10 protein-coding genes are annotated in these 13,529 nt (G+C 31.3%); 4 read left to right on the top strand and 6 right to left on the bottom strand.

Features of this window, described 5'->3' with window-relative positions:
• Positions 1 to 258: 258 nt before the first annotated feature.
• Positions 259 to 792: a hypothetical protein gene (locus tag D2A34_RS19580; RefSeq protein WP_119367723.1), complete on the top strand. Its 534-nt coding sequence runs from the start codon at positions 259 to 261 to the stop codon at positions 790 to 792.
• 107 nt (positions 793 to 899) lie between these two features.
• On the opposite strand, the gene D2A34_RS19575 is transcribed toward D2A34_RS19580, so the two are convergent.
• A complete protein-coding gene (locus D2A34_RS19575; protein WP_119367722.1) occupies positions 900 to 2,369 on the bottom strand; it encodes a leucyl aminopeptidase in 1,470 nt (489 codons plus the stop codon).
• A 387-nt stretch (positions 2,370 to 2,756) separates the two neighbouring features.
• Between D2A34_RS19575 and D2A34_RS19570 the strand changes: the two genes are divergently transcribed.
• Positions 2,757 to 3,137: a hypothetical protein gene (locus D2A34_RS19570; RefSeq protein ID WP_119367721.1), complete on the top strand. Its 381-nt coding sequence runs from the start codon at positions 2,757 to 2,759 to the stop codon at positions 3,135 to 3,137.
• Positions 3,138 to 3,346: 209 nt separating this feature from the next.
• On the top strand, positions 3,347 to 5,086 hold the full coding sequence (locus D2A34_RS19565; protein ID WP_119367720.1) for an ABC-F family ATP-binding cassette domain-containing protein: 1,740 nt from the start codon (positions 3,347 to 3,349) through the stop codon (positions 5,084 to 5,086).
• 101 nt (positions 5,087 to 5,187) lie between these two features.
• On the opposite strand, the gene D2A34_RS19560 is transcribed toward D2A34_RS19565, so the two are convergent.
• The 5 genes from D2A34_RS19560 to D2A34_RS19540 all read right to left on the bottom strand — a co-directional run bounded on the left by D2A34_RS19560 (position 5,188) and on the right by D2A34_RS19540 (position 12,018).
• Positions 5,188 to 6,444, bottom strand: a complete 1,257-nt coding sequence (locus D2A34_RS19560; RefSeq protein ID WP_119367719.1) for an efflux RND transporter periplasmic adaptor subunit — start codon at positions 6,442 to 6,444, stop codon at positions 5,188 to 5,190.
• Complete coding sequence (locus D2A34_RS19555; protein ID WP_119367718.1) at positions 6,434 to 9,607, bottom strand: efflux RND transporter permease subunit; 3,174 nt, start codon at positions 9,605 to 9,607, stop codon at positions 6,434 to 6,436. Before D2A34_RS19555 ends, D2A34_RS19560 begins: the two co-directional genes overlap by 11 nt.
• Positions 9,608 to 9,920: 313 nt before the next feature.
• A complete protein-coding gene (locus D2A34_RS19550; protein ID WP_119367717.1) occupies positions 9,921 to 10,934 on the bottom strand; it encodes a pirin family protein in 1,014 nt (337 codons plus the stop codon).
• Positions 10,935 to 10,986: 52 nt separating this feature from the next.
• On the bottom strand, positions 10,987 to 11,301 hold the full coding sequence (locus D2A34_RS27605) for a 2-oxoacid:acceptor oxidoreductase family protein (RefSeq protein ID WP_119367716.1): 315 nt from the start codon (positions 11,299 to 11,301) through the stop codon (positions 10,987 to 10,989).
• A 441-nt stretch (positions 11,302 to 11,742) separates the two neighbouring features.
• Positions 11,743 to 12,018, bottom strand: a complete 276-nt coding sequence (locus D2A34_RS19540; protein ID WP_079440935.1) for a hypothetical protein — start codon at positions 12,016 to 12,018, stop codon at positions 11,743 to 11,745.
• A gap of 386 nt (positions 12,019 to 12,404) precedes the next feature.
• Between D2A34_RS19540 and D2A34_RS19535 the strand changes: the two genes are divergently transcribed.
• Positions 12,405 to 13,403 carry a CAP domain-containing protein gene (locus D2A34_RS19535; protein WP_119367714.1) on the top strand — a complete coding sequence of 333 codons (999 nt, stop codon included), beginning with the start codon at positions 12,405 to 12,407 and terminating at the stop codon, positions 13,401 to 13,403.
• The last annotated feature ends 126 nt before the right edge of the window (positions 13,404 to 13,529 follow it).

Below are 13,529 nucleotides of genomic sequence, written 5' to 3'. Positions count from 1 at the left end.
AGTCAAAGCATTATTTTCAAAATATTCTAAATTTACAAAAACTTTTATTAATTAAGAGCTTTCAGCATATAAAATTGCACATATTATTAACCACTTATTTGAGGTATCTGATTTTACAAGGGATATTACCTATAAGTTATCAAAATTTGAAATTTGACTAATTTATATTGGGAATAAAATATTAAAAATAACTAAGAATAAATTAATAAGCAAACTTTGTTACATTTACAAATTTAGTAGAATAATAGGAGGAATATCATGCATAAGAAATTAATTCGTTTAGTAATACTCATAATACTTATAACACTATCAATGAGTAATTTAGCATATGCACAAGTACCATCTAAATCTATACCTTATGGTCCAAGGATATCAGATTTACAGAATAAAGAAGATATTTTAAATAGTTTAGAACAAATTAAAGTCATACGAACAAATTTAGTCGTGATTACTGTAAAAGCAGACACACCAGCTGAAGAGCTAAAAACCATAGATGCTAATTTACAGCGTGATATTAATCAACTTCGAACTATTCGAACCAATTTAGTAAATCATGCTGATAAATATGCAAATTCGATTTCTGATGTATTCTTTGCAGAACAAATTGTAATTATAGCTAATTGCTATATTGTGAGCTTAAAACATCAACAATTATTGATAAGGGCATTAGGGAACAATGTGTCAGAAGCCTCAACCCTATTTTATTCAACTTATATGATACCAATATATTACTACCTTACATTAGGTGATGAACAGATAGCTTATACTCAAACATATACTGTGGTTTCATAATTAATTCTAAATAAAAGTTTAATCTTATATTCGTCTAAGAAATGTTTTATTTGGTCAAAAAAATAGATGGCTCGCTGCCATCTATCTTTTTGTATTATATGCATTTTTTATTTAATCATTTTTGCTAAATAGTAAAGAGTTCTTACACCAACCCCTGTACCACCTTTGGAATAATAACTACTTTCTTGTTCAGCCCATGATGTGCCTGCAATATCTAAATGCAGCCAAGGTTTATTTTGTACAAATTCACCTATAAATAATCCTGCTGCAATAGTTCCAGCATTCCTGCCTCCAGTATTTTTCAAATCAGCTATATCAGATTTAATAAGTTTTTTATAATCATCGAAATTAGGTAATCTCCAAACTTTTTCATCAGCTTTAGATGAAGCACTTTCTAAATCTTTATAAAGCTCATCGTTATTAGCTATTACAGCCGTAGTAGTAACTCCTAGTGCTACTAAAGCTGCACCTGTTAATGTTGCTACATCTATAACCTTATTAACTTTTTCTTTTTCAATTATATAATGTACAGCATCTATAAGAGTAAGTCTTCCTTCTGCATCAGTATTTAAAACTTCAATATATTTACCAGCCATTGAACCAATTATATCTCCTGGCTTATATGCTCTGCCAGATATTAAATTCTCGCATGCCGCAATTACTCCTACAACATTTATCTTTAGCTTTTTCTTTGCAATAGCACTAATTGCTCCAATAACCGATGCAGCCCCTCCCATGTCAGATTTCATCGTATCCATACCGTTAGTAGGCTTTATAGAGTATCCACCTGAATCATAAGTAAGTCCCTTTCCAACAAGACCTAGTATATCATCCTTCTTGCTTTCATCTCCAAAATATCTCATTACAATAAGTCTAGGTTGGTTCTCTGAACCTTTAGCCACTGATAAAAATGCTTCCATTCCAAGTTCATTAATTTTACCTTCTTCAAATACTTCAACTTGAAATCCATATTTACTTCCAGTATTAATAACTTCTTCTGCAAGAGTTTCTGGGTATAATATATTAGCTGGTTCGTTCACTAGATCCCTTGCAAATTTAGTTGTTTCAACAAGTATTGAAGCTTCATCTATATATTCATTTATTGAATTTAGATTTTCACTCTCATCAATACTAATGCTTACCTCAATTTCTAAATTTTCATTAGCATCAGTTTTGTATTTTTCAAATTTATATTCTCCCAAACCAATCCCTTCAATTAAAGATTTTATAGTATCTTCAACTGATAACTTTTCACTAAATATCATCTTTAATGATATTTTTTTAGCTTTTAATTCAATTGCCTTTTTTATTGCCTTTCCAAAAGAACTTCTTATAATTTCTGTTGTCAATTCATCTTTGCTTCCAAGTCCAACAAATACAATATCTTGAACTCCATTTGCAGTTACATTTACGGAGCCTATTATTTCTCCTGCTTTACCCTTAAATTTGTTATTATCCTTGAAATGCTTATGTATCACATTTAAATTTTCATCCTCCAAACAGTTACTTTCACTATACACTAGAAGCATAATCAAATCAGCTTCATCAAATTTAATTGTATTAATTTTAAATTCCATATTATTTCCTCCATCTATAATTCACTTTTATAGTATTATTATACCAAAATATAATAAACTAAATACTTTCTTCTTTCCATATTTTATTACAAAATTGGGTCCCTCCCATTAACTTTATTTTTTGAAGATTTTTCGTTTAATTTTACGTTATATCAAATAAGTAATTTTTACTCGTGCCTTTTTCTATTAACAATAAGAATTTATTATAAATTCTTCTAAAAAAAACATAGAAACTATAGCCAAAATAGTATATATTTATTAGGATAATGTCTTACTAAGGCTATTATTGTAGAAAAATAAGGAAATATTGCTGTATTTTTTACAATTATATAATTTAGTATTTCAATATGTTCTGAGTAATTTAGAGTTTATAGGAGGGTGCAGTAAATGGGAAAATATAAGGTTTCTTTTAATGAAAAATCGCAAAGTATAACCATGGATTTATCAGGATATTTTTCTGATAATGATGCTATAGCATTTGTTAATGATTTCATAAAGATATCTACTAAAGTTAAGACCGCTGATACATATTTAATTTTGGATAGTGGAAAGTTATTACTATATCCATGTGAAGCAAAAGTTAAACTAAAGGCAGTATTTGAATTATATAAGCAAAGCGGCTATAAATTAGTACGAATTAAGTTATTTAAGCCTCAAAAAGAATTAGCTAGAAAACTTGAAGAGTTGGCCAAGTTAGTAGGATTAAATTTAGAGATATTATTTATAGATAAATTAACTTCTGATAACGGTAAGCAAATAAAAATTTAAATTGTATCCTACAATATATTTTTATCCATACTTTACAAAAAACTATTAAATCAAAATAACCTAACGCGTTTTAACATTGTTAAAAAACACGTTAGGTCTTATTACTTATAATTGAAATAAGTCGCAAAAAATGTTATGCTATCAACGTTAAACCAAAATATACTATCATTACTATAGATTATTTTCAAATGATAAAGAGAGGTAATAATATGATAAAAATTGATAACTTGTCGTACTCATTCCCAAATAAAGATCTCTATAATAATATTTCATTTACTTTAGAAGATGATCAGCATTGTGCTTTTATAGGTTCAAGTGGTATTGGGAAAAGTACACTAATAGATATAATTATGGACACTGAAAGATATATGTTCGATGGTACCATAGAGATTGACCCAAATTGCAGAATTGGATATGTAAGTCAGTTCCCACAACTAGACAAAACAAAGGAAACTTCAGTTTTGGAATATTTAGGCGGAGAATTTATCAAGCTGCAAAATGAAATAGCTTCTATTTGTACTGAAATGGAAACAGCTTCAGATATTGAACCCTTACTAGAAAAATACCAAGAAGCTTTAGACGCACTTGATGCGATTGGTGGAGATGATTTCGAAAGCATCATTAATAAGAAACTAAATCTTGCAAACTTAGACTACCTTAAAAATCTAATGGTATCTGAACTTAGCGGTGGTGAGTTTAAACTTATTCAAGTGATTAAAGAAATGCTTAATGGTCCAAATTTAATAATTATGGATGAACCAGATGTGTTTTTAGACTTTGAAAACCTTAATTCTCTTAAAAATCTAATTAATTCTCACAAGGGAATGATGTTGGTTATAACCCACAACAGATATTTATTAAATCATTGTTTTAATAAAATTATTCATCTTGAAAATATGGAGCTTCAAGAGTTTGATGGAAGCTATATTGATTATAACTTTACATTACTTCAAACTAAAATTGAACTTCAGGAACTGTCTGCCGCTGATGATGAAGAAATTGAGAGAAACGAACGCATAATTAAAAGATTAAGAGATAGAGCAGAAGTTACAGGTGAAACTGCTGCTGGAAGATATCTAAAAGGTAAAATGAAATTTCTAGAGAGATTAGAAGCTCGTAGAATAAAAACACCTTTTGTTGAAATTAAACAGCCTTATATCCGTTTAACTACTAATAATGCTGTTGAAGAAAAAATAGCTTTAAAGGTTAATAATTATAGCTCTGGCTTTGATAAGATAATTTTAGATAATGTTAACTTTGAGATTAAATCTAATGATAAAGTAGCTATTATTGGATTAAACGGTACTGGGAAAACGACCTTACTCAAGGATATCTTTAAAAATAATAATCCTGCTATTGAAATAGATCCTGACATTCAAGTATCTTATTTATCACAAAATCAAGGCGAGATATTAAATGAGTCTAATACAGTACTTGAAGAATTCCTAGATGCAGGATTTAAAACCTATAATGAGGTTGAAATCTACATTTCAAATTATGATTTTGAGGAAGAACTACTTAATCAAAAGATTGAATCTTTATCTGGTGGAGAAAAAAATATACTTCAATTAGCGAAAATTTCTGCAAGTAAAGCAAATATGCTGCTTCTTGATGAACCAACAAGCCATTTAGATACATATTCACAAATGGCCCTTGAAACAGCCATAAAAAAATATAATGGTGCAATTTTAATGGTATCACATGATTACTATTCTATAATAAACTGCGTAGATTATGTTTTACTTATTGAAGATAAAACAATCAGAAAAATGAACATGAAAAAATTCAAAAAGATGATTTACGCCAAATACTTTGATAAAGACTATTTAGAAATTGAACAAAAGAAAATGGATTTAGAAATGAAAATAGCCATATCACTCAGAAATACTGATTTTGAACGTGCAAAAGCTTTATCTGAAGAGTTAGAAGCACTGATTAAATCACTTTAGGCATACTAAAATAAATAACAAGTCAATTTGCTAGTACAATTTGACTTGTTATTTTCTTTAAATATGAATTAAATCTTACCTTCTTTACTGGAGTCGTTAGCCTACTGCACCAAATTCACCTTTTCTCCATCACTTAATAAATTTTGGCCTTCAGTAATGACATCCGTGCCTTCCTCTACTTTGCCTGTCACTTCTGTAAATTTCTCATCTGAAATTCCGATTTCAACGGATATCTTTTTAACCTCACCACTGTTAACAGTATAAAGATAATTTACACCATTCTCCATTTTAATTGTTTCATTTGGAGCCATTAAAATGTTGTCCTTCTTTTCAGCTGGTAAGGATATTTTAGCAAACATACCTGCTTTTATTTCATCATTAGAATTATCAATTTTAACCTTCACAATATAGAAGTTGTTCTTAGAACTTGTATTTGGACTGATATTTTCTATAACTCCAACTATTTTTGCATCTGGTAATGCATTTATATCAACCGGTACCGATTGCCCTACTTGAATTTTCTCAAGCATTTTATCAGGAATATTTATTTCTGCTTCTAAACTGCTAGAATCTATAACAGTAACGGAACCTGACTGTGCGCTAGCAAGCTCACCTACTTCTACTGCTTTTTCTGACACAACTCCATCTATTGGTGCAGTAATGGTAGCGTTATTTATCTGATTTTGAACTGCACTCACTCCTGCATGTGCTTGTTCAAGCGCTGCTGCAGCCGCCTTTGTAGCTTGAGGTCCTGACTTACTCTTTAATAGTTCCAAGCTATCCTGAGCATTTTTTAAGTCAATAGTTATAGCATCAAATTGTGCCTTAGCATCATCTAAATCCTTTTTAGAAACTGCTTCTGCAGAATATAAAGTTTGTGTTCTGTCATAACTGTCTTTTACAGTATTATATTGAATTTGTAATTTTCCTACTAGCTGTTCCGCTTGTAATAATTGCTGCATAAATCCAGAGTCGCTGGTTCTTTCTAAGTTAGCACTAGCCGCACTCACTCCCGCCTCTGCCTGCTCAAGTTGTGCTGCATAATCTGTAGTGTCCAATGTAAATAATGTTTGGCCTACACTGACCTTGTCTCCTACCCTTACATCTACAGTCGTAACTCTTCCTCCTGCTTTTGGCGAAACTACTACCTGTTTTGCAGGCTTTAGGTTACTTGCATATTCTACATTTGTTGAAATAGTTCCAGTTGTTATTTTTTGTGTTTTTACGTTTTTAACCTCTTGTACTATTTCTGCAGGTTTATTTTTAGCAAGGATTGAAATAACGATAGCCACAACAACTGCTAAAACTACACCTCCTATTAAAAGCTTTTTCTTTTTCTTTAACCCCTTAAACTTCATAGGTGCTTCCCCCCTCTAGGTTCTGATTTTTCTTCTTTTTAAAAGACACTACGCTTCTTAAATCAGCCATTAATGTATAAATAACTGGTAATACAATTGGTGAGAGTATTGTTGATGCAATCATACCACCAATTATTATAATTGCCATACTCTTTTTCATTTCGGTTCCCTCACCCATGGATAAGGCAACTGGCAGCATGGAAACAATCATAGTTGCACTTGTCATGACTATTGGCCTTAATCTAGTAACACCAGATTCTATAAGAGCATCTCTTAAACTCATTCCTCTCTTCATAAGGGTATTGGTATAATCTATGAGTAATGTTCCATTTTTAGATGCTAATCCTTCTAACATAATTAATCCAATCATGGACATCAAGTTTAAAGTCTGTCCAGTTAGAGCCAGTAAAACAAAAGCACCTATAATAGCACAAGGCAGAGCCATCATTCTTATAAATGGAGTTAAGAAGGACTCATAAAGCACTACTAAAATCATATAAACAAGAGCTAAGGATGCACATAAAGCAAGTCCAAGAGAAGAAAAACTCTCTGCCATCTGTTTTTGATTTCCTCCAAAGCTTATACTATACCCATCTGGAACCGAAAGAGCCTTTAGTTTAGCATTAATATCATCGGTAACTTCTCCAAGAACTCTTCCTTGAATATTGGCTTCAACAGTGACCATATCCTGCTTATCTTCTCTAGATATCGAAGGGGCACCATCTATTTTTTGAACGGATGCAATTTGACTCAGTGGAATTTGCGCTCCTAAGGAATTTGTAATTTTCAAGGACTTAAGATCTTCAGGACTCTTGATTTGTCCATTTTCAAACTTAATGGTTATGTCATTTTCCTCATTCTTTGATCTGTACACTCCCACATTGGTTCCTGCAAGTGCCATTCTAACAACACTTCCAACATTTGCTGTAGAAATATTGTACTGAGTAGCTGCTAGGTTATCTATATTTACCCTAAGTTCACTGCTTCTTGAACTTGTAGAGTTACTTATATCAGTGATTCCTGGAACCGCACTTAGTAACGTTTCAACTTCCTTTGATAGATCTCTTATAGTATCTGAATCATTTCCTTTTATTTTAATTGATACAGGCTTACCACTACCGCCAGAGGACGATGACTCTGCTACATTAATATCTGCTCCAGACATTTTTTTACCAAAAGCACGCAACTCACTTGCAAGTTCACTTTGGCTTTTTTTACGTTCCCCCTTAGGAACTAAATTAATGAAAATTTGAGCAATAGATTTATCTGCAGTTGATTCTCCATCATGTCCAATCAAGGAAAAATAATTTTTTACTTCTTTTGTTTCTTGTAAATATTTCTCTAGCTCAGAGACCTTCTCATCCGTTTGTTTTAAGGTAGATCCTGGGGCAAGCTTCACATTAATTTGAAGAGAACTCTGATCCGCCATAGGTATAAACTCTGACTTTATCGCTCCCATTGGAATTAGCATGACGCTAAACACAACTCCTGCAGTAACTATAGCTAAAACTTTTTTCCTGTTATCTAAAGACCATATTAAAGCTTTTTTATAGGCCTCTACAAGTTTCTCAAAAGACCCTTCTGTTTTAGCATTTATTCTGCTGAATTTAGAACTTATTCTACTAATAAATTTAGGAGTTATTTTACTCAAGATTTTAGATTTTTCTTTTTGTACTAGCAGCTTTTTAAGGTTTTCATTTTTTAATAGCCTTGAAGAAAGCATTGGTGTAATTGTAAAAGATACAATTAGCGAAAACATTGTAGCTGCAACAATTGTAAGTCCAAATTCCCTAAACATCTGTCCAACTAAACCTGATACAAGGGAAACGGGAGCAAATACAACAATATCACATAAAGTTATAGCTATTGCTGCCATTCCTACTTCCCTACGACCTTCAATAGCTGCGTCTATAGGATTTTTCCCCATATCCATATGCCGCTGTATATTTTCTATAACAACTATAGAATCATCCACCAGAGTACCTACAACGAGCGATAAGCCCATGAGTGACAACATGTTCAAGGTAAAGTGCATCTGATACATCATAAAAAATGTAGCAACCAATGAAGTTGGTATAGCAATTAAAACTACTAAAGAAGAACGGAAACTGCGGAAGAATAAGTAAAGTACAATTGCAGTAGTTAAAATTCCTTCAAAAAGATTATGTTTTATTTGAGTAAGTGAAGAATTAATAAAAGTAGTAGTATCCATTAAAATATTTACTTCTGTTCCCTTTGGAAGTGCTAATTTTATATCTTCCAATTCCTTTTTTACAGCATCAGCCACTTCTACTACATTTGAATCACTTTGCTTTCCAAGTATCATAGCTATAGTCTTGTTACCACCAAACCTTGTTAATACTGTAGCATCTGGAACTTCTAAGTCAATTTTTGCAATATCCCCAAGACGAATAGTCACTCCATTGCCAGCAGGTATTAATAGATTTCGTACAGCATCAACGGAACTAAACTGACCAATAATTCTAACAGATTGATCTAAGCTGTCTTGTTTAATCTCTCCAGCTGGTATATTAACGTTTGACGCTTGCAAGGTTCCCATTAAAGTATCAATGTTGACTCCATAATACTCCATAGTAGCTTTGTCAATTTTTATCATCAATTGCTTCTTATCCGCACCTAGCAATGAAATATTGCCCACTCCAGGTACTTTTTCTAATCTTTGTTTTAAGATATCAGATTGATTGTAAAGCTCCTCATAGCTGGCATCACCATTTATTGAGACTATCATCATAGGTATGGAACTCATATCCATTTTATATAAAATAGGCTTATCAGCAGCTTTAGGAAGTCTCGCCGAAGCAAGTTCAACAGCCTTTTGAACATCTAAATATGCGGTATTTATATTTGCACTCATTTTAAAGGTTATTGTAACAGTACCATAACCTTCCCCTGAAGTTGAATTTAGTACATCAACCCCGCTTATTCCTGAAACCGCATCTTCAATTGGTTTTACAATATCTTTCTTAATATCCTCTGCACTGGCTCCGTTATAAGTTGTCATTATTGATATAACCGGAATATTCATAGATGGCATTAAATCTGCCCCCATGCTTTTATATCCCATGATACCAAGTCCAACGAATAAGATTACCGCCATCCACATGGCAGCTGGTCTTTTTACTGATATTTCAGTTATACTCATTTCTCTCCCCCTTACTCTATGTTCTTTAATTTTTTCTCATTATCTCACTCATTATTAGTATATCATTATCTAGGAAACTAGAAAATATTTTCCATCACTTCAACATAAAAACAATTAAGTTCTAAATAATACCGATTCTAACATCTATGCTATTTGTACAAAAATTAGAATAGTCTTCTCTTTAAAATAATAAAGCTGAGACTTTCTAAATTCAGAAAATCTCAGCTCATTATTAAATTCTTATTTTTTCATTAATTTTTAATATATTGTCTGTGGATATAAAAATGAAAATACTTCCGCTTATACATAATAATTATCTGTATTCTATTTTACCATTAGGATATTGTGCAAATCTTCCTTTTTCTCTTGGATGAACAAAATCATCACGTTCCCATGGCCATCCTCCAAAGCCAGTGCTTCTATAATCATCAAAAGCATCCTTAATTTCTTTATCAGTTGTCATTACAAAAGGCCCATAACTTACAACAGGTTCTCCAATTGGTTCTCCTTCTAAAAGTAGCAGGCAGCTTTCCTTTGTACCATTTTTTATTTCTACTATTTCATCTCCTGCAAGTTTTACACTATGATAAACCTCAACACTAGTTTCTTCAATATTTATTTTATCGCCTTCATAGAAGTAAGCAGTTCTGTTTAGTGTAGAAGATACTTTAGGAAGCTCGATACTAGCTTCTGGTTCCATATGAATAATCCAGATTCCTACATTGTTATTCCTATTACTTGCCCATGAATTAGGCGAAGAATCCAAACTCCTAGTACCATTATAAGAACCTGAAATCAGTTTTATAGTACTTGTTTTACCCTTTTCATTTCGAGATTGTATAACCGGTATATCTTCTGCCCAAAGCATTTTATAATGTGGTTCCACAAATTTGTCTTTTTTAGGAAGATTGACCCAAATCTGAAATAATTCTAATGGATTATTTTTCTCTTTATTAATTAAAGGAAACATTTCTGTATGATTACAACCTCTTCCAGCAGTAAGCCATTGCACGTCGCCAGCTCCATATCTGCCTGTTGCACCTGCTGAATCTGCATGGTCAACATATCCTTCTAACACTATTGTAACTGTTTCAAAACCTCTATGTGGATGCTGTGGGAATCCCGGAATATTATCACCATGATACATATTAAAGCCATCTATTCCCCGAAAATCATTGCCAATAATTCTGCCTGCTAGAGATGCATTGGGTCCCATCTCATCATTCCCCTTTGGATAAGCGTCCTTATGATGTGCACAGAATATAAAAGGGTCACTTGTCTCCCATTGAGAACTTAGTTTATTTATTTTAATTACACTATTGTTCATCATTTTAACCTCCTTAAACACCTATTACTAGTACCAATCCAATTGATTATATCTAAATAAATTCTTCTACGAATTTTTCTCCATCAATTGGCGACCACTTTCTATCAACCATTACCTTTCCACTTCTTAATACTGGATGACGATCATTGAAAGTAGGTTTCCCTTCTTCTTTATATAAAATTCCTATTGGAATACCATCATCTCCAAATCTAATCAGGTTAAAATTATGCCCTCCTCGAACTCTAGACATGTGATCCTTATTTAAAAAGACATAAAAACCAGATTTTTTTAGAACTTTTTCAAGAAACATACACACAGTGTCCATCCCTTGTCCAGCACTTCCTTCAATTAATAAATTAAACTTCATTTTAAACACCTCACCTTTAAAATAATATTATTTATTTAAACTCTCATATTATTGTTAAAATCATTTCCTTTTTACCTTTATTGTAATAAGATTCCTTATTTATATTTTACAAATAATAATTATTAATTGCAAGTGATTATCTTTAAAAATCAAAATTAAAATAGAAATTATTCATAAAACAATGGCACCCATCCCTATTTTGTTTTTCATATCTTAAGCCCCTTATATTATTAACATTTTATATCTCCACTGTAATCACTTAATAGGTATGATTATTATCTTAGAGCATAAAAATAGATGACCATTGGCCATCTATTTTTATGTTTTATTTATATTTATCTTGTAGGGTAAGTTTTCCTTTATTCTAGTAAAACCAAAATGTATATTCAAAAATATACACCTTTTTAGGTTCTAAAATAATAACCACTTTCTTTATTTCTTCTAAAAATCTTCAGGACTTAAGTTATTTACATAATCTAAGACAACATCTAATTTATCTGAAGTACACATTGTATCTATACCACCACCATGATAATATACACAAAAACGATCCTTATATAAGTAGAAAATATGATAACTTCTCTCTCCTACTTGTCTTTGTCCTAAACAAACTTCTTCATCATCCTCAGTTAATTTTCTCAATACCTTATTCTTAACATCTACATTTTTTAATCCATCTAATTCAGCAAACCTTGTAAAAAATTTAAATTTATCCATATAATTCACCTCATTTGATTTTTTTTGGTAATTATTCTTCATTACGTTGATTATAGCATAGTTTAATTTATTTTAATATTATTTTATTTAGGTTCGCAGTAATTGATATGCCTGTGATATTTAAAATATTATTGGGGCCCATCCTTTGCACTGCAAGGTATTTAGTGATATCGTGGTGCATAAAGCAACATATAAGACCATACTCAAGAGATTTTGTGCCTATTTCATTTAAAAGACTTTAGCAAAAGATTTTCTTCTTGAATGTTGTCATAAAAATGTTAGTATAGACACATGACCTCACTTGAAAACAGCAAACATTCAAAAAATGTTTATTGTTTATCTGAAATTCAAGGAGGCAAATAAAACATATAGAAGGAGAAAAACTTATGATGAAGAATTCTTTAAGAAAAATAATAACATCAGTTATCGCAGCTACAACTATTGGTAGTTTCTCATCATTAGGAGTATCTGCAGCAACTTTTGATTCAAATGCTAATACTTATTATAATACGATTTTAAATAACATTTTAAATAAAGGTTTAATAATGAATGACGGCAAATTGTATAACTTTTATAATACAGGTGCAATGCAAACAGGAGTTACCAATGTTAATGGACAAGCTGATTTGTTAAGCCAATTAGGTATAATGAAAATAGGAAAAGCCATAGTAAATAATGAAACTAATACAACTACTTCAAACGGACAAGTTTCTACTGAGAAAACACCAGTTGTTAATAAAGTTTTTGATTCAAATAATAACATAGTTAAAGATAATAATAAGACATCTACAGTTAGTACTTCAACAAATAATCAAGAAACAAATGCGAATTCTGGAAGTACACAAAACATAGAAAAAGTTACTAATAATACAGCCAAATTAGATAACATTGATAAGACAAATAATATTAAAAATGATAAAACTACTACTGATGCTTCTTCAAATACGAATTCAGTTGATGTGCAGGGGTTACCTAAATTGCCAACAAAATATTCAATAACGGTACAAGCTTCAGCTGAACAAAAGATTCTTGATTTAATGAATGCAAAAAGAACAGAAGCTGGTCTTCAACCTCTTACAATGGATAATACATTAGTACAAGTAGCAAGATATAAGAGTAATGACATGATACAAAATAACTTCTTTGACCACACAAATCCAGACGGAACTAAGTGGACAAACTGGTTACAAGATATAGGATACAAATATACTACAACAGGAGAAAATATTGCATACAATACTAGTGATCCAGTTGAATTATTTAATCAATGGTGGAATTCACCAGGTCATAGAGCTAATATGATGAATTCTTCATATAATAAAGTTGGTATAGGTGTAATCTTCGGAAACGGTAAATATATGGGATCTCAAGAATTCTCAAATTAAGCATATCAAGAAAAACTTGAATCAGGTGGAGTTTGATCTCCATCTGATTCTTAGTTGAACTTATCCGATGCTAGCTATCGGATAAAAAGAGACTAATTAGGGGGTGCTTTTCCCCCTATATAAGAA

It is taken from the genome of Clostridium chromiireducens, from assembly GCF_003575225.1.
Classification (GTDB): Bacteria; Bacillota; Clostridia; order Clostridiales; family Clostridiaceae; genus Clostridium; species Clostridium chromiireducens.
This window is presented reverse-complemented; position numbering and strand designations above follow the sequence as displayed.